Source organism: Janthinobacterium sp. SUN120 (assembly GCF_030397735.1).
In the GTDB taxonomy this organism is placed as follows: Bacteria; Pseudomonadota; Gammaproteobacteria; order Burkholderiales; family Burkholderiaceae_D; genus Janthinobacterium; species Janthinobacterium kumbetense.
The window spans coordinates 508,414-525,824 of sequence record NZ_JAPUBW010000001.1; the positions used below are offsets into that span (position 1 = coordinate 508,414).

At 61.5% G+C, this 17,411-nt stretch carries 17 protein-coding genes; 10 read left to right on the forward strand and 7 right to left on the reverse strand.

Going from position 1 to position 17,411, the window contains the following annotated elements:
• Positions 1–379 precede the first annotated feature (379 nt).
• Complete coding sequence (locus O0879_RS02240; RefSeq protein WP_289914442.1) at positions 380–1,006, reverse strand: endonuclease NucS domain-containing protein; 627 nt, start codon at positions 1,004–1,006, stop codon at positions 380–382.
• A 1,167-nt stretch (positions 1,007–2,173) separates the two neighbouring features.
• On the opposite strand from O0879_RS02240, the gene O0879_RS02245 reads away from it, so the two are divergent.
• A complete protein-coding gene (locus tag O0879_RS02245) occupies positions 2,174–3,838 on the forward strand; it encodes a DNA internalization-related competence protein ComEC/Rec2 (protein WP_354670177.1) in 1,665 nt (554 codons plus the stop codon).
• A gap of 188 nt (positions 3,839–4,026) precedes the next feature.
• Here the strand turns inward: O0879_RS02245 and O0879_RS02250 are convergent, their stop codons facing one another.
• Together O0879_RS02250 and O0879_RS02255 are read right to left on the reverse strand one after the other, a co-directional pair.
• Complete coding sequence (locus O0879_RS02250) at positions 4,027–4,698, reverse strand: hypothetical protein (RefSeq protein ID WP_289914443.1); 672 nt, start codon at positions 4,696–4,698, stop codon at positions 4,027–4,029.
• A 231-nt stretch (positions 4,699–4,929) separates the two neighbouring features.
• Positions 4,930–5,853: a LysR family transcriptional regulator gene (locus O0879_RS02255; RefSeq protein WP_289914444.1), complete on the reverse strand. Its 924-nt coding sequence runs from the start codon at positions 5,851–5,853 to the stop codon at positions 4,930–4,932.
• Between the two features lie 151 nt (positions 5,854–6,004).
• On the opposite strand from O0879_RS02255, the gene O0879_RS02260 reads away from it, so the two are divergent.
• From O0879_RS02260 to O0879_RS02280, 5 genes are all read left to right on the forward strand, one after another.
• Complete coding sequence (locus O0879_RS02260) at positions 6,005–6,766, forward strand: TSUP family transporter (protein WP_034756294.1); 762 nt, start codon at positions 6,005–6,007, stop codon at positions 6,764–6,766.
• Between the two features lie 21 nt (positions 6,767–6,787).
• Positions 6,788–7,483, forward strand: a complete 696-nt coding sequence (locus O0879_RS02265; protein WP_251348389.1) for an HAD family phosphatase — start codon at positions 6,788–6,790, stop codon at positions 7,481–7,483.
• 58 nt (positions 7,484–7,541) lie between these two features.
• Positions 7,542–8,342 (forward strand): alpha/beta hydrolase, encoded by an 801-nt coding sequence (locus tag O0879_RS02270; RefSeq protein ID WP_099667598.1) that lies wholly within the window; start codon positions 7,542–7,544, stop codon positions 8,340–8,342.
• Positions 8,343–8,475: 133 nt separating this feature from the next.
• Positions 8,476–9,045 carry a dCTP deaminase gene (dcd, locus tag O0879_RS02275; RefSeq protein ID WP_034755486.1) on the forward strand — a complete coding sequence of 190 codons (570 nt, stop codon included), beginning with the start codon at positions 8,476–8,478 and terminating at the stop codon, positions 9,043–9,045.
• Between the two features lie 121 nt (positions 9,046–9,166).
• The gene (locus O0879_RS02280) at positions 9,167–9,508 is read left to right on the forward strand and encodes a FlxA-like family protein (RefSeq protein WP_251348391.1); all 342 of its coding nucleotides are present in this window, start codon (positions 9,167–9,169) and stop codon (positions 9,506–9,508) included.
• Positions 9,509–9,550: 42 nt separating this feature from the next.
• On the opposite strand, the gene O0879_RS02285 is transcribed toward O0879_RS02280, so the two are convergent.
• The gene (locus O0879_RS02285; protein ID WP_289914445.1) at positions 9,551–11,044 is read right to left on the reverse strand and encodes an ATP-binding protein; all 1,494 of its coding nucleotides are present in this window, start codon (positions 11,042–11,044) and stop codon (positions 9,551–9,553) included.
• Between the two features lie 2 nt (positions 11,045–11,046).
• Positions 11,047–11,736 (reverse strand): response regulator transcription factor, encoded by a 690-nt coding sequence (locus tag O0879_RS02290; RefSeq protein ID WP_251348393.1) that lies wholly within the window; start codon positions 11,734–11,736, stop codon positions 11,047–11,049.
• A 193-nt stretch (positions 11,737–11,929) separates the two neighbouring features.
• Here O0879_RS02290 and O0879_RS02295 point away from each other — a divergent pair, with 193 nt between their 5' ends.
• From O0879_RS02295 to O0879_RS02310, 4 genes are read left to right on the forward strand one after another with little or no spacing between them, the layout of a single operon-like run.
• The gene (locus O0879_RS02295) at positions 11,930–12,424 is read left to right on the forward strand and encodes a Spy/CpxP family protein refolding chaperone (protein ID WP_289914446.1); all 495 of its coding nucleotides are present in this window, start codon (positions 11,930–11,932) and stop codon (positions 12,422–12,424) included.
• A 15-nt stretch (positions 12,425–12,439) separates the two neighbouring features.
• Positions 12,440–13,096: a hypothetical protein gene (locus tag O0879_RS02300; protein ID WP_289914447.1), complete on the forward strand. Its 657-nt coding sequence runs from the start codon at positions 12,440–12,442 to the stop codon at positions 13,094–13,096.
• Positions 13,097–13,099: 3 nt separating this feature from the next.
• Complete coding sequence (locus tag O0879_RS02305; RefSeq protein ID WP_171985041.1) at positions 13,100–13,264, forward strand: hypothetical protein; 165 nt, start codon at positions 13,100–13,102, stop codon at positions 13,262–13,264.
• Positions 13,222–14,070 (forward strand): intradiol ring-cleavage dioxygenase, encoded by an 849-nt coding sequence (locus O0879_RS02310; protein ID WP_289914448.1) that lies wholly within the window; start codon positions 13,222–13,224, stop codon positions 14,068–14,070. The genes O0879_RS02305 and O0879_RS02310 overlap by 43 nt, the downstream gene beginning before the upstream one ends.
• On the opposite strand, the gene O0879_RS02315 is transcribed toward O0879_RS02310, so the two are convergent.
• Both O0879_RS02315 and O0879_RS02320 read right to left on the reverse strand, forming a co-directional pair.
• Complete coding sequence (locus O0879_RS02315) at positions 14,067–15,512, reverse strand: DUF1501 domain-containing protein (protein ID WP_289914449.1); 1,446 nt, start codon at positions 15,510–15,512, stop codon at positions 14,067–14,069. The genes O0879_RS02310 and O0879_RS02315 overlap by 4 nt on opposite strands.
• A gap of 9 nt (positions 15,513–15,521) precedes the next feature.
• Positions 15,522–17,324 (reverse strand): DUF1800 domain-containing protein, encoded by a 1,803-nt coding sequence (locus O0879_RS02320; protein WP_289914450.1) that lies wholly within the window; start codon positions 17,322–17,324, stop codon positions 15,522–15,524.
• Between the last annotated feature and the right edge of the window lie 87 nt (positions 17,325–17,411).

The following is a 17,411-nucleotide window of genomic DNA, read 5'->3' on the forward strand; positions in this document are numbered from 1 at the left end:
ACTGACTGTTGTTGGGGTGACGCTGCCAACGGCGGTACAGCTATCAGAACGAATACAGAATCATCGGTGATACGAAGTCTATCGGAGATGCACCACTCGATATATCGGTCGGAGATATGTTGGAATTTTGTATAAAGGTGCCGGCGAATACCCTCAATGAGAAACTGCAGTTTTCCAGTTTTCCAGTTTGCCTGTTTAGCGTGACAACAAGTGAAGCCACTCCTGGCACCGTAATCGCCACGGGCCGGCGGCAGGACCCACCGTACACAGGCGCATCGCAGCAGTCTCAAGCGTTGCATTGGTCAAATATCTTTCTCGTTCATGGTTGAATGTTGAGAAGGACGCAGGCCGTGCTTGAGCTTTCATGTAAACTGCGCGGCTAGATGGTGGCTTCATCAAACGCGAACTGCACTCGGTAAGTCACAAGCTTCAGACCTGGAATTGCCATAGCCGCGTAGCGCACAGGCTCTGAAAACCCACTCGCAACTAAGATGGCCCGCGGCGGCTTTCCGTCTTGTCGGGCATACCACCCCATGTATCGGGCGATTTGGCCAATCGATGAATCCTTGGCTTCACCTGCTTTCAATTCTATGATGACAGTTCGCCCGTCGCTGTCGCGCGCGAGTAGGTCTAACCGGCCGACATCGTTCGACTCTTGGCGTGATATCAGCGTCAGCCCGGGTTCCAACACCTCCAGATGATTGAGAATTTGGTCCTCAAGGTCGCGCTCGAGGCTGAGGCTGCTTTCGACGTACTCCGTCAGTGCTTCTGGCGTTGACTCGTCGACAACCGCTGCGGCTAACTCGCTGGCGTCAACTGAGCCATCGAGCGTGAATACTGTGTGCTTGGCTTTGAAGTCTGGAGAAGCACGGCGGCCGGCGTCCAACCAGAATCGTGCGTGCGGCTGACTTGACGCTTTATTCGCCCACCAGGCACCGTACTGCTTAGCGGAGTTTGGCAGTCCGCCCTCAACAATCGTATCAAGTTCAACAAATGAGAGAGTCACTCGTGGCTCTTTGCTTGATTGGAGTTGTGCAGTTAGCCGGGAGTATCGGGACATGCTGGCCTCTAAATCTGCATATAAGCGTCAATATCGATAGCATAGCGGTTCTGCCCTTCGGTTGACAAGACGAAACTAGTAGCTTTGTCTTGGCTCTATTGGTAATGACAACCCATTATGTATCCCAGTCCAAACTTCCAGCGCAATATCGCTCTATCTCCAGCGCGCTTCTGGCAATTGGTGCCGCAGTCACCTTACCCCCAATCGCCGCCAGCACACTGGCGCGCCAGCCGTTGCATAATTTCCTGTAGGCATGGAAATCCATGCTCTTGATGGCATTGTTTGAGGGTATGGCTGCCGGCAAGTGGAGTTCGTAGATGAGTTCGCGTATAGGCATTGAGATGACCGATGGGGGAGGGGTATCTCTTATGGCGACACTTAGACATTAAGAAATATGCCGCTTGCCTCCAGATACTTTTATACGCTCGGACGTGCCTCCGATGCTGAGGCCTGGGGTTCAACGGTTCTTGAGAAAACAACTGCGGGGGAAAGTGACGGTAGTAGTCGAAGAAATGCATGGTATCAGTCGTATTGGCCGGCGTCTCATCGTCCTCGCGCGGCATCTTCCTGATTTGCACCGGGTGCAGCCCGAAAAGCCACTAGGTATCCTCTGCATTCTTCAATGTTATTGCATATGAATCGTGGCACATAAGGCTGCGAACTCACGCAATATCCGTTCTGCCGGAATCGGTTCTGCATACCGAGACAGCGCCACAGCGCGCAGATATCCCCACGCCGACCGCCCAGCGATGCAATTTAACGGCGGTGGTAGTCAGCATAATGTAAATTAACTTTTAAGTTACCGAGATAATGTCAAAAGCAGAGTAGCAGCGGTTTTGGTATTGGTGAAATTGAAATATTGTGTCGAGATTGTGTCTTATGGCCGACGCATGAGATACATCAGATATGCGGTTTCTAAATTTACACAGTGAGCGATTAGTTTTTCAAATCAGTGAGTTGATGTTCCAGTTACCGACTTTGGTACGATTGATTTCGCAACGTGGTTACCGACTTGGTGTCGAAGTTGGCTCAGTTACCGACTTAATGTCAAGGTTACCGACTCAAATGTAAAAGCACACCCAGTCGGACTGGCAAGTATTCAACCGCACGGGCGTGAGCCACTTGATCTCTATCTCGGGTTTGCACATCACGATGATCGCGGGACTGTTCGCCCTGGGTGCGGGCACGTTGTGGCGGCGCTCGTTTTTTACCGACTGGCAACTGCCCTTGCGGCTGCCGGCGCAAAAGGTGGCGGCGCTGGCCGGCGCGCTGGCAGCGTTCCTGTATGTGCTGTTGGCCGGCTTCGGCGTGCCCGCGCAACGTACCTTGTATATGTTGCTGGTGGTGGCGCTGGCCCTGTGGCTGGGGCGCATCACCAGCATAGGCCACGTACTGTGCCTGGCGCTGGGCGTCGTCGTGCTGCTCGACCCGTGGGCCGTGCTGTGGCCCGGCTTTTGGCTGTCGTTCGGCGCCGTCGCCACCATGCTGTATGCGACGGCAGGCCGCACCACGGTGCCCTTGCCGCAGCAGGCGGGACGCTGGCGCCGCCTGCGCGCGGCCGTGGCGCTCGGTGCGCACACGCAGTATGTGGTGACGGTGGGGCTGGTACCGCTGACGATGCTGCTGTTTTCGCAAGTCTCACTGGTTTCTCCCGTCGCCAATGCGCTGGCTATTCCCGTCATCAGCCTGGTCGTCACGCCCCTGTCTCTGGCTGGCAGCCTGCTGCCGGCGCCCCTTTCCGATGGACTGTTGCTGCTGGCGCACGCCATCGTGCAGATGCTGGCACAGGTGCTGGACTGGCTGGGTGCGCGCCGCTTTGCCGTGTGGACGGCGCCCGCGCCGCCAATGTGGAGTTTTTGCTGGGCATTGTTCGGCACGGCATGGCTGCTGGCACCACGCGGATGGCCGCACCGCTGGGCGGGCATGCTGGGCTGGTTGCCGTTGCTGACGGCCTTGCCGTCCAGCCCGCCGCCGGGCCAGCTATGGGTGACTGCCTTTGACGTGGGACAAGGCATGGCCGTGCTGGTGGAAACGCACGGCCACCGCCTGCTGTACGACACGGGCCCTGCCTACAGTCTCGATTCCGATGGCGCCAGCCGGGTCATCGTGCCTTACCTGCGCGCGCGCGGCATCGCCAGGCTGGACGGCGTGATCATTTCCCACAGCGACCTCGATCACGCGGGCGGCGCTGTGTCCTTGCTGGAAAATATAGACGTAGGCTGGCTGGCTTCGTCGCTGTTCGACGGCCACCCGGCCGTCGAGGCCCGGCGCCAAGCCCGGCTCCCGCATCTGCATTGCGTGGCGGGCCAAAGCTGGACCTGGGAAGGGGTGCATTTCGCCATGTTGCACCCGCTGCCCTCCAGCCATACGGACATCAGCCTGACGCCGAACGCCCGCAGCTGCACCGTGAAAATCACGGCAGGCAAGCATGCGATCTTGCTGGCCGGCGACATCGAAGCGGCGCAGGAGGTGCAATTGCTGGCGCGCTCGATGGAGGGCGAACTGGCGGCCGACGTGCTGCTGGCGCCGCACCACGGCAGCGGCACGTCATCGACGCCGGCGTTTTTGAGCGCCGTCCATCCGGCCCTAGCCATTTTCCAGGTGGGGCACAGAAACCGCTATAAACATCCGAAGGCGCAGGTGTATGCGCGCTATGGCGACATGGGCATTACCCGCTTGCGCACGGATGTGGAGGGGGCGGTGGTGCTGGCGTTTGGGGACAATATTGATGTGACGCAGTACCGCGCCAGCCGGCCGCGGTACTGGCATGGTATGTGAGTGGAATTAATGACTGGAGTCTTCTAAAACGTACTGTATGGCTTGTATAAATTCACAGTTTTAGGAGTTATTTTTTCGTCGGAATGCTTGGGCGGGCATTGTTGGTAGGTGTATTTTTGCAATATTTTTTGATAATTCTCATCCCTGCGCGCTATTGAATACACATAGGGAGATTTATGTTGCCCTTGTCAAAAAGTTGGATTTTTCCCTAACAATAAATTATCTATCTGTCGCATGCTTAATTTCTTTTTATGGTTCTTCATCAGTGAATTTTTCAATATGAGGCATCTAATGAAAAATTTTGCATAGCTTTCTTCGCAATTTTTGTATTCAAACTTTCTCCCGGTGCTCGAGGTAAATTTACTTATATTTTTTCGTGAATATTTGTCATATATGGGGTAGAGATCGGGTAGATGAAAATGCAGGTATTTTGACGAAAGCGAAACCTTTCCTATCTCCGCTGCTTGGCTGAGTACGCGTGAAAGATAGGCGTGCGGGGCCAATATTTTAGAGATGGCATTCAGATCGACGCTGGAAAATTCCAGAGAGATTGGAAGTTTTACCATCCTGGCTTCATTGATGAGAGCATCAAGTTCGCCATCCTTGATTATTTTTGAAATGGCCGTTGAAAATATGATATTGCTCTTCTTTTCTTTTTTCGAGGTCCGTTCTAGTGCTGCAGCATAAGTGCGTCCAATAATGGATAGCTTTGCATAGATAACACCAATATCAGTATGTTTCGGGGATTTTTTGCACATCTCATATAAAACATTGTTCAGGTAGTCATCTTTTTGAGGTGACGTGGCCTGGGCTATCATCGCATTGATAATATCCGAACTGTATTTTTTCATTGACGGCATAAGATTTATTATTTATTTAAATATTAATGCTATCAATATTGTTGATTTTCTGCAAGATTTTTTATGGGGAACTTAATGGTTGTACATGCGGTACACGTATTTCACGAAGAACTGACTGCTATTAAAAAGCAATAGTGGTGAAATGTCGCTATATCTGCATGCAGCCGACGAAGCGTGCGATAGCATATGAAGTGAAGAGTTTTTTTTGCACGCCTATTTTGAAAATAGACATCACGCTACGCGCTCATCCGGTATCTCCATCCCCCTTTTCTTTACATATTCGAGAAACAACCGCGCCCCCTTGGCCATGCGCGAGGTGCCGTACACGGCATGAATGCTGGGGTCCAGCTCCTTCGATGACGTCAGCCGGTACGCCGTGCAGACCCTGCGCAGGGTGCCGTTGGCCACGGCCGGTTCCGCCAGCCAGCTGGCCAGGCGCACGATGCCGGCGCCTTCCAGAGCCGCTTGAAACGTGGCGATGCCGGAGGTGAAGCGGAAACGGGGCTGCACCTGGTAGCGCACGTTGCGTTCGCTGGAAACGAAATGCCAGTCGCGCAGGATGCGGGGGGCCGAGTGCATGATGATGTCGTGGCCGGCCAGCTCTTCCGGTTCCCCGGGCGCACCCATGCGCTCTATGTAGTCGGGCGAGGCGTACATGTAGCGGCGGTAATTCCACAGTGGGTAGCCGATCAGCTCGCTGGACTGGGGAAAGGCGCCGCGGATGGCGAAATCGAGCTTTTCCTGGATGGGGTCGATGGATTTATCGGAGAAATGGATGTCCACCGACACGTTCGGGTAGTCGCGCGAGAATTGCGCCACCACTTTCGGCAGAAAGCCCAGCGAGAGGATTTCCGGCGCCGACAGTCGTACCCAGCCTTGCGGCGAATTGCTCAATTCCGCCAATTGGTCTTCCGCCTCGGCCTGTGTTTCCAGCAAGTGCTTGGCCGACGCGTAATACGTTTCGCCAGCCGTCGTCAGGGTGAACTGCTTTTGCGTGCGCAGGATCAGCTCGGCGCCGATGGCGTCTTCGAGGAACTGGATGGCGCGCGTGACGGCCGACGGCGAGCGCCCCAGCATGCGCGCCGCGTGGATGAAGCTGCGCTTTTCCACCACGGTGCAAAAGGCGCGGATCTCCCACATCAGTTTCATCGACATCGCGCGGCTCCCGGCAAAAGAGGCCAGTAGACCGCACGGGGCGCATTCCGTCAAGCGTTACGCCTGATTGCGTTTTCCGCAATATGAAGTTGCATCCGGAAAAATCCACGGCGCCTATACTGCCGCTGTCGCCCATTCCTCACTGCCTATCATGCTGACCATCTCGCTGCTGTGTTTATTTGCCTTCTTTGCCGGCCTGATCGATGCCGCCGTGGGCGGGGGCGGGCTGATACAGCTGCCGGCCCTGTTCAACCTGATGCCGAACATGGCCTCGACCTCCTTGCTGGGCACGAACAAGCTGGCGTCCGCCTGCGGCACCACGTTTGCCGCCCGCTCGTTTGTCGGCAAGGTGCACATCCCTTGGCTGCTGGTGCTGCCGGCCGTAGCCAGCGCCTTTGTCATGTCCTTCATCGGCGCGGCCGCCGTGTCGTATGTGCCGCAGCAGGTGGTGCGCCCCATGGTGCTCGTGTTGATCATCATCATGGCCATCTACACCTTCATCAAGAAGGATTTCGGCACGACGCGCGAAGCGCGCCCCATCGGGCCGCGCGAACGCATTCTCGCCATCGTCATCGGCGGCGCCATCGGCTTCTATGACGGCCTGTTCGGGCCGGGCACGGGCAGTTTCCTGATTTTCCTGTTCATCCGCGTCTTCGGCTTCGACTTCATCCTCGCTTCGGCCTGCTCGAAACTGGTGAATATCGCCACCAACGTGGCTGCGCTGGCCTTCTTCATTCCCGCCGGTCACGTGGTGTATGCCGTGGCTGCACCGATGGCTGTGTGCAACATCCTGGGCGCCCTGACGGGCACCTGGATCGCCGTGCGCCGCGGCGCCGCCTTCGTGCGCATCCTATTCCTCGTGCTGCTGGTGCTGCTGATCGTTAAATTGTCCTACGACATTTTCTTCAAGTAAGTTTCTGAACGACAACAAGCCATGAAAACTATCCAGGGCGTGCTGTGGGACAACGATGGCGTGCTGGTCAACACCGAGCAGCTGTTTTACGAAAGCAACCGCGACTTGCTCTTGCCCTACGGCATAGACCTGACGCCGAAGCAATTCTTTGACTGGTTCCTGGACAATAACTATGGCGCCTGGCATGTGCTGCTGGGGCAGGGCCATGAGATCGAGCTGGTCGAGCGCTTGCGGGCCGAGCGCACCGCGCTGTTCGCGCAGCGCCTGCGCCAGGCGCGCCAGCTGGCCATGCCCGGCATCGGGCAAGTGCTGGCGGCGCTGCGCCCGCACGTGGCCATGGGCGTGGTCACCAGTGCCTACGAGCAGCATTTCCGGATCAGCCATGCGGCCACGGGCTTGTTGCGCCACTTCGATTTCGTGCTCACGCGTGAAATGTATGGGGAAAGCAAGCCGGCGCCCGACGGCTACCAGCTGGGCTTGCAGCGCCTGGGCCTGGCCGCCGCCGACTGCGTGGCCGTGGAAGACTCGCCGCGCGGCTTGCGCGCCGCCAATGCGGCCGGACTGGAATGCATCGTCGTGCGCAATCCCATGAACCGTCACCACGCGTTCGACGATGCTTTTTGCGTCGTGGATTCCAACGCCGAGCTGGGCGAAGTGCTGGCGGCGTTCGTGCCCGGCATGGCCCATGCGCCCCGGCAATTAGAGTCCTTCCTCTGATACGTCTTGCCGGCATGCCATTACAATTGTTTATCGCATTCACCGGCACCGACCCACGATGACCCTCCCGCAACTGCACTTTGCCCATGCCAACAGTTATCCAGCCGGCACTTACCGCAAGCTGTTTGGCTTGCTGGGACAGCATTACACCGTGCAGGCGCTCGACATGCATGCGCACGATCCCGAATACCCCGTCAGCACGGGCTGGCCCGAGCTGGTGCGCGAGTATATCGACGACCTGGAGCGCCGCTACAGCGCGCCCGTGATCCTCGTCGGCCATTCGTTGGGCGGCATGCTCAGCGTCATGGTGGCCAAGCAGCGTCCCGACCTGGTGCGCTGCGTGGTCTTGCTCGATTCGCCCGTGGTGGCGGGCTGGCGCGCCTTGCTGGTGCGGCTGGCGCGCAACACGGCACTGGGCGAGCGTTACTCTCCCGCCCGTTTTTCCGCCCGGCGGCGCAAGCTGTGGCCCGATGCGCAAGCTGCGTATGAGCATTTTGCCGCCAAGGACATGTTCGCCATCTGGGCGCCGCAAGTCTTGCGCGATTACATCGACAGCGGCCTGGCGCCGCATCCGGACGGGGTGCAGCTGCGCTTTACGCGCGAAGTGGAGACGCAGGTCTACCGCAGCTTGCCGCACCACATCGGCGGTCTCGTTAAGGACGGATTTCCAGTGCCCATCGGTTTTATCGGCGGCACGGAATCGGTGGAATGCCGCCAGGCGGGCTTGACGGCCACGCGCAAGCTGGTCGGCAAATTTTTCCGCCAGGTGCCGGGCGGGCATCTGTTTCCCATGGAAAACCCGGAACTGACGGCGCAAGTGGTGCGCGAGATGATCACCTCGCTGTTGGCTAAACACTAGCCGACTGGCAAGGATTTTCAGCGGGCAAGGGCCAAAAGTGGCGGATTTTCGCGTAAAATCCTGCCATCCGGGCCACGCCTGCAGCAGGCGTGCGGCCCCAGCCATTCCGATATTCTAGAAAGATACCCCTGCGATGACGATTAAAAGCGATAAATGGATACGCCGCATGGCGGAAACAACGGGCATGATCGAGCCGTTCGAACCGGGCCAGGTCAAGGAACGCGACGGCAACCGCATCGTTTCCTACGGCACGTCCAGCTATGGCTATGACATCCGTTGCGCCGACGAGTTCAAGTTGTTCACCAACATCAATACCACCATCGTCGATCCGAAGGATTTCGACGCGAACAATTTCGTCGACGTGTCCGGCAAGGGCTATTGCATCATCCCGCCGAACTCGTTCGCGCTGGCCCGTACCGTCGAGTATTTCCGCATTCCCCGCAACGTGCTGACGATTTGCCTGGGCAAGAGCACCTATGCGCGCTGCGGCATCATCGTCAACGTCACCCCGTTCGAACCGGAGTGGGAAGGCTATGTGACCCTGGAGTTTTCCAACACGACACCGCTGCCGGCGAAAATCTATGCCAACGAAGGCGTGGCGCAAGTGCTGTTCTTCGAGTCCGATGAAGTGTGCGAAACGTCGTACAAGGACCGCGGCGGCAAGTACCAGGGCCAGGTCGGCGTAACCTTACCCAAGACCTGATTGCGGTGAAGGGAGGGGCGCCAGCCGTCTTTCCCTGTCTTTACCTGTCTTTACACCTGCGGCACTACATCCGCGCCCATGCCTGCCGTTAACCTTGGTATCGAAACACTGAGGAGGCATCATGGTAGCGGCAATCGGTTCAGGCAGCGCGGTCAGCGCGGCCGGTAGCGCCAGTTCGGGCAGCAGTTCGCAGATCGCGGCGCTGCAAAAGCAGATCACGGCGGCGCAAAAGCAGTTGACGGAGTCGCAGAAGGGCGAGCAGACGGAGGCGTCGCAAAAGCTGCAACAGCAACTGGCGCAGCAAATCCAGGCCTTGCAGGCGCAAATTGCCCAGTTGCAAGCTGCCGCCGCGCAGAAGGCGGCGCAGCAAGATGCTCAGCCGGTCAGCAGCGCCGATACGGCGACGAGCCCGGCCAAATCGACCTCGTCCACCCTGGGCAGCATCATCGATACGCAGGCGTAACAGCATTCTCCGCGCGTAAAAGACGCCAGGCTCGCCGACAGGTCAGCCTGGCGTTTTGACGGGCAACAACATTTCCACGCACAGTCCGCCACCGCTGCGCAAGCTGGCCCCGATGCGGCCGCCATGGGCGTTGATGACGTGTTGGGCGATGGCCAGGCCCAGGCCATGGCCGTCCGTGCTGTGCTGGGTATTGGCGGCGCGGAAGAACGGTTCAAAAATGCGGGCCAGGTCGGCGCTGGCCACGCCGGGTCCCCGGTCCAGCACGGCGATGCGCAAGCAATCATGCTGGCGCGACAGCTCGACATCGACCGTGCCGCCGTCGGGGCTGTGCTTGACAGCATTGCGCACCACGTTTTCCACGGCGCGCGCCAGCAGTTCGGGCTGGCCCGTGACGCAGGCGTCGGCCATGGCCGCGTCGACCGCCAGGTCGATGCCCATCAGGCGCGCCCTGGCTTCATAGCGGGCGTCGTCCACGATGTCGTGCACGAGGTCGGCGATGCCGACGTCTTCGCTGTGCGCGTGCCCCGCGCCCGCTTGCCCGGCGCCCGCTTCCAGCCGCGACAGGGTCAGCAGTTCACCGATCAGTTTATCCATGCGCTCGCTTTCGCGTTCGATGCGCTGCATCGAGGCGGCCATCTTGTCCGGCTGCTGGTGCGCCAAGCCGATGGCGGCCTGCAAGCGCGCCAGCGGCGAGCGCAGCTCATGCGAGACATCATGCAGCAAGCGCCTCTGGCTGTCCATGAGGCTGCGCAAACGGCCCGTCATGCGGTCGAAATCGCGTCCCAGGTCCGTCAATTCATCGCCGCGCTTGCCGCTGGCGTGGAAGCGCGGCGCCAGGTTGCCGTGCGAGGCGGCCTCGAACGCCTGCCGCAGGTCGCGGATGGGGCGCGCAAAGTACCAGGCCAGCAAAAAGGCGAACAGCAGGCTGGCGGCGATGGCGGCGGCCAGGGGAATGAAGGTGCGATAGGGACTGTCCATGCGCGGGCCGGGCGGCATGCCGCGGCCGAATTCGCCGCGTGGCGGCGGGGCGCCCGCTTCGCTGGGGCGTGGACCGGGTCCCATGGCGCGCGGGCCGCTCAGGGTGACGGCGTTGAGCGTGTCGCGCGCGGCGCCCGCCTCGGCATTGCGGAAGCGTTCGGACGAGGGCAGGAACAGCAGGTAGCGCTTGCCGTCGCTGCCGGCCACGTCGCGCACGACGGGATGGGCCTGGCTTTGTTGCAGCATGGCGCGCGCCTTGGCCAGCATGGCGGGATGCACGGCGCGGCCCATCAATTCTTGCCCTTTGGCATCGACAGCAAACACGCGCATGCGTTCGAGCTTGCCCAGGAATTGCCGCAAGGCCTGGCTGCCGCCCGCTTCCACGGTGGCGCTGGCGGCCTCGATGATCATTTGCGCGGGCGGGCTGGTATCGATGTCGAGGGCACGTTCCTGCTGCGCGGCCCGGTTTTTCAGCCAGAAGGTGCCGCCGATGCCGATGGTGGCCGTCACTTGCGCCAGCATGATGCACAGAAAAAACTTCCAGAACAGACGGCCCACGCTTACTCCTTGATCAGCTGGTAGCCGAGACGGTACACGGTTTGCAAACAGGAACGGCCATCGGCCAGGCTGCCCAGCTTGCGGCGCAGGCTGCTCAAGTGTACGTCGATATTGCGGTCGAAGCGGGCCATGGGCCGGCCCAGGCCCAGTTCGGACAGCTGATTCTTGCTCACGGGCTTGCCCGCATGGCGCACCAGCACTTCCAGCAGGTTGAATTCCGTGCTCGTCAGCTCCAGGTGCGCGCCGGCCCAGGCAACGCGGCGCTGCTCCGGCCACATCGTCAACTGGCCCACGGTCAGCGGCGCCAGGCCCGAGGTGTCCTGCGGCGCCGCTTGCGCACGGCGCAGGATGGCGCGGATGCGCGCCGTCAGCTCGCGCGGCGTGCACGGTTTTGTCACGTAATCGTCGGCGCCCAGCTCCAGTCCCACGATGCGGTCCGTATCGTCGCCGCGCGCCGTCAGCATCAGGATGGGCAGGTTGCTGCCGGCGCGGATGCGGCGCAGGGTTTCCAGTCCATTCATGCGCGGCATCATGACGTCGAGGATGGCGATGGCGTACAGGCCCGTCAGCGCCTCGGCCGCGCCGCTTTCGCCGTCATGCACGGCGCGGGCGTCAAAACCTTCCTGCGTCAGGTATTCCTGGAACATGCCGACCAGTTCCACGTCGTCATCGATTAACAAAACCTTGCTCATGCCTGTACTTTTTTCGGGTGAATATCGCCCGATGATAGCAGTCAAAGGGGGCCGTTCAGGGCGGTTTTACCCGCTTTTACATACGTCCGCTTACATTTGCGCACCTTCCTTTACACGCTTTTACGCCGCCCTAACGTTGCTTTACATGCCAGACGCCCACAATCAGGGCTGATCGCCACGAAAGGAAAGCCCGATGAAATACCTGAGTATTGCCGTATCCCTGTTGCTGCTGTCCGCCTGCAGCATGCCGCTGCTGGCGCTGGCCCAGCAAGAAGCTGCACCGGACGGCCCGCCAGCGCGCGCCATGGAAGGGCCGCCGCCCGGCCTGCTTCACGGACCCGGCGGACCCGGTGCGCCAGGCTTGCCGCCATTCCTGCGCGGCATCGACTTGAGCGAAGCGCAGCAGGACAAGATTTTCGCCGCGACCTACGCCCAGGCGCCCTTGCTGCGGGAACAGGAAAAGATCGCCTTCAAGGCCCATGCGCAACTGCGCGCGCTGGCCGCGTCCAGCGCCTATGACGATGCGAAGGCCAGTGCGCTGGCCAGCACGGCGGCGCAAGCCATGGCGCAGATCAGCTTGCAGCAGGCGCGGCTGGAGCAGCAATTGCTGGCCGTGCTGACGCCGGAACAGCGCAAGCAGGCGCAGCAGCGGGGCGACAGCCGCCCCGGCCCGCGCCGTCCCCAATAAGCACAGGAGAGCGAGATGAGCATCAGTGCCTTGAGTTCGACCAGCGCCGCCAGCCAGCTGAGCGCGTTCAGCCGCCTGGGCGGCAGCAGCAATACCGGCAGTACCAGCGGCGCGGGCGGCACACGGCCGTCAAAACCCGACGATGGCGCATTTCTCGACGCTATTTCCAGCGCCTTGTCATCGATCGGCGTGACGGTCGATGCCACTGATGGCGAAAGCGCGACGGACGGCGCCAGCGCCGCCGGCAGCGGCGACGCGGGCCAGGCGCTGGGCGCCTTCCTGCACCAGCTGATGGGCAGCCTGCATGCGCAGAGCGGTGGCGGTGCCGGCGGGCAAGAAGAGGGGGGCGAGCCGCCTTCGGGGCCGCCACCCGGTGGTGGTGCGCGCGGCGGTCCCGGCAATATCGAGTCGGATTTGCAAAGCCTGCTGCAAAAACTCTCGTCGTCCGGCAGCGATGGCAGCGACAGCGCGCAGAGCGCGGACGGCAGCGTGACGGACTTGCAGTCCAGCTTTGCCAGTCTGCTCAGCGCGCTGGGTGGCGATGAGGGCGGCACGAGCAGCAGCAGTAGCAAACTGAGCAGTTTCCTGCAGGCACTGTCGGGCAGCCTGGGCGCTGCGAGTGCGGGCGGCAGCCTGTCCGCCAGCGGCAACCTGGTCGATACAACGGCTTGAAGCATGGAACGCAAGCTCGCCATTGCCGCCAGGAAGGCGCTCGCGCAACGGGCCACGCAGGCGCTGTTCCTGTGCGCCAGCCTGAGTCCTGCCCTGGCGAGCTTGCCCTACTTGATGGAATACATATGGACTTACATGATCACGGTCTGGCATCCGACCTCGAAATGATGCGGCAACAGGCGTTTGAACGGCGGCAAGTCCTGCGCTGGCTGCTGGCGGGCGCCGCCACCTTGCCGTTGATGAGCTGCGGCGGCGGCACGGCCGCGAGCGGCGGCGTCACAGGCACGTCCGGCGGCGCCGGCAGCGTCACGATACCGACCGCGGGCGCCTGCACGGTGATTCCCGAGGAAACGGGCGGGCCGTATCCGGCCGATGGCACGAACACGAATGGCGGCAGCATCATCAACGTGCTGAACCAGTCGGGCGTCGTGCGCAGCGATATCCGCGCCAGTTTCAATGGCGCCACGGGTGTGGCGGCAGGCGTGCCCTTGACCATCAATTTGCAGTTGCTCAACGCCAGCGGCGGCTGCGCCAGCCTGGCCGGCTACGCCGTGTATTTATGGCATTGCGACCGGGACGGCCTGTATTCGCTGTATTCGAGCGGCGTGACGGCGCAAAATTATTTGCGCGGCGTGCAGGAAACGGACAGCGCGGGCAAGCTGGCGTTCACGACCATCTTTCCCGGCTGCTACGCAGGGCGCATGCCGCACGTGCATTTCGAGGTGTATCCCAGCCTGGCCAAGGCGGCCAGCGCCGTGAATCGCATCAAGACGTCGCAGTTCACGTTCCCGATGGCAACGTTAAACGAGGTGTACACGGCCAGCGGCTACACGGCCAGCGTGCGCAACCTGGCGCAGATCAGCTATGCCACCGACAATGTCTTTGCCGACGGCACCAGCTTGCAGATGGCGACGGTGACGGGCAATGCCACCGATGGTTATGTGGTCACCCTGACGGTGGCCGTGAACGGTTAAGTTGCCGTCATGAAACCCAGGTCGCGCCGGCTGAAGTTGCCGATGTTCGGGAACACGTCGGCCAGCTGGCCGTCTGCCACGCCGAACCATTTAGCCAGGGTGGCGCCATACTGGTCGACGGAGGTGGTCGGCAACAGGGAGCCGGAACCGACGTCCAGCTCATGGCCCAGGCCCGTGGCGGGGAAGGCGCCGTAGATGTCGCGGCCCTTCACGGCGCCCCCCACGACAAAGTGGTGCGCGCCCCAGCCGTGATCCGTGCCGTCGCCGTTGCTGCTGAATGTGCGGCCGAAGTCCGACGCCGTAAACGTCGTCACCTGGCGCCGCACGTCGGCGCCCTGCAGGGTGGCCAGGGTCGCGTCGAAATACGCGAGCGCGTGCGCCAGACGCGCCATCAGGTCGCCGTGCAATTCCTTTTGGCGGTCATGCGTGTCGAAACTGCCCAGTGTCACATAGAACACTTGCCGTTTCGCCCCCAGGGGACCGCGCCCGCCGATGATGCGCGCCACCGTCTGCAATTGCACGGCCAGCTGGTTGACGCTGGACGCGCCCGTGTTCGGGTTGATGTAGGGCGGCGGATTGGGCACGCCGCCCGCGCCCGCCGCCAGCATGGCACCGCTCAGCACGCTCTGACTGGAAATGGCGCGCTGTACCGTCGCCACGTGTTCCTGCTCCATCATGTCGTCGCCCGCCGTGCTGATGATGTCGCGCAAGGCCGTCTCGCCCTCGGTGGTGCCGAACAGGTAGCCGCCGCCGATATTGCGGATCGGCACGGCGCCTGCCTGGCCCACCTGGAACTGGCGCACCTGGCGCCCGCTGAGGAACAGCGCGTTTGACGCGGCCGAGATGGCCGTAAACGTCGCATTCGCGTTGCCCGTGCCGAGCAGGTCGCCCAGGCGTCCGCCCCAGCCGATGCTGGCGCCTTCCGGCAAGCCCGATTGCCAGGTCGATTGCTGGTCGTTATGCGAAAACAGTTTCGGCGGCAGCGCCACATTGCCCGCTTTGTATTGCGCCAGGGTCAGGGGCTGGATCAGGGTACCCACGTTGGCAACGATGGCGGCGCGGCCGCCGTCGAACAGGTCTTTCACGGGAGCGAGGGCGGGGTGCAGGGCAAAGCTGCGGCCCGTTTGCGCCGTGGCCGGCGTGATCGGCAGCACGCCGCCCGTTTCGCCGACGCCGGGCAGGTGGATTGAATCGTTGCTGCCCGTGTTGCGCAGGCGCAGGTATTCGCTCCACGATGGCGTGTCCGTGGCCAGCACCGTGTTGAAGGAATCGTTGCCGCCGGTCATGAACAGGCAGACGAGGGCCTTGTAGTCGTCGGCGGACTGGGCCGCGGCCTGGCCCATGGCGGCCAGGTTGAGGGCGAATGGCGTGGCCGCGCTGCCGGCCAGGCCCAGCATGGAGCCGAGGAAGCGGCGACGCGAGAAATGAGAGGTGATAGTCATGCTGCTTCCTTATTTTTGAACCAGGTATTCAGGCGAGGCCATGGCCAGGAAAATGGCCAGGTGCACGCGGTAGGTTTTTGCCGTCGTCACTTGCGCGGCATTGCTGCCGCTGGCAGGGGGAATCGCGATGCTCGTGACGGCCGCCAGGATCTTGCCGCGCAGCCGGGACGACATATTGCCGGACATTAACAGCAAGTTGACCCGGTCCAGCAAGGCGGCGGGCTGGTCGGCCAGGGCCAGTTCGGCCGAGTAATCGGCTTGCACGGCGCTGTTTTCCGCCACGCCGCCGCGGATGGCGTCCTGCATGAAGTTCAGGTAACCGGTGACGGATGGCTCCGACGTGATCTGCATTTCCGGCGCCACCAGGCCCGCCGTCGCCAGCGCCGAATTGGGCGGCACGTACGAGGGGCGGAAGTAGTTGAAGACGGATGGCGCGTTCATGGGATTCTGCCCCAGTCCCGACAGCGGATCGCTCAGGTAATAGATGCGGTACTGCAAGGCCGCATCTTTGGCGTGAAAGGCGCGCATCCAGTTGCCCAGACGCACAAGCGGTTCGCGCAATTTGCCCGTGCGCAGGCTGCTGCCGGCTGGCGCCAGCGCGTCGGGGTCGAGCAGCACGGCGCGGATCACGGCCTGCATGTCGCCGCGCACGCCAGAACCATTGTTGGCGAAGGCGGCCGCAACCCTGCCTACATAGGCCGGGCTGGGGTTGCTGGTCACCAGGCGCTGGATCAGCTGGCGGCCGAAGAAGGGGCCGGCATTCGGATGGTTGAACAGGGTGTCGAGGGCCAGCGCCATGTCCGCTTCACCGCCGGCGGCGCCCGCCGCGCTCACGCCCAGAAAGCGCTTTTCGCTGGTGGAGTGGTACGCCGCATAGTTCTGCATCGGTTTCCAGTCGCGGTCCGGATCGGCCACGCTGCCAAAGAAACGGTTCGCGCCCTGGTCCGGGCCGGCCCAGCTCCAGCCCGTAAATACTTTCGCCAGGCCGCCCACATCGTCGCGCGTGTAGGTGTCGATGGGCTTGCCGCCGGACATTTTCAATGAACCATCCACATTCAGCTGGTACAGGCCGATGGTAAACAGCTGCATCACTTCGCGCGCGAAATTCTCGTCGGGTGTACGCGTGGCCGATTCCTTCTGGTTGCGCAGGTGCGACAGGTACAGGCCCATCATCGGATGGGTGGCCACGCCCTGCAGCAGGGTGCGGAAGTTGCCGAACGCATGTTGCCCCAGCATGTCGTAATAGCTGGCGACGCCCCGCGTTTGCGTCCATACGCTCTCGTTTTGCGTGGACACGACGAAGATTTCCGACAGGGCAAAGGCCACGCGCTGGCGCAACTGGTCGTCGCCGCGCACGGCTTGCTGCCAGAACGACTCGTAAAAGTCGTTCGGCACGGCCTTGGTGGCCGCCGCGCCCGCAACGGGATACTTGGCGTCGATATATTTGCGGTGCAAGGTTTGCGGCTTGGAAAACTGCGCGCGGAACCAGGCGTCGCTGTCGCTGGCGGCGAGGGCGTCGATGGCCGCCATGTCCGGCCCGAACGTGGCGCGGCCCAGGAAGCGCGACGCTTCCGCGCGCGTGAAGATGGCTGTCTGGTTGGCCGGCGGCGTGGTCAGGGGCGGCGGCGGGATGGTGTCGCCCGGCTTGGTGCCGGGGTTGGCCGGATCGCCGGGGGCGGTGGTCGTGGGCGGCACGACCGATATGTCCGGGTTCTGGCTGGCGCCGGTCTTGCCGTCGCCGCCACCGCCGCAGGCGGTAAGCAGGCTGAGTAATGTGATGGCCAATAAACGGCGCAAGGTAGGGTCTATCATTTAGTTTCTTTCAGGCAATCAAATTCTGGCCAGTTAATTGTAGGGCTTGCCTACCAAAATCCTGTTTCCAATTAACTATTTACGTGT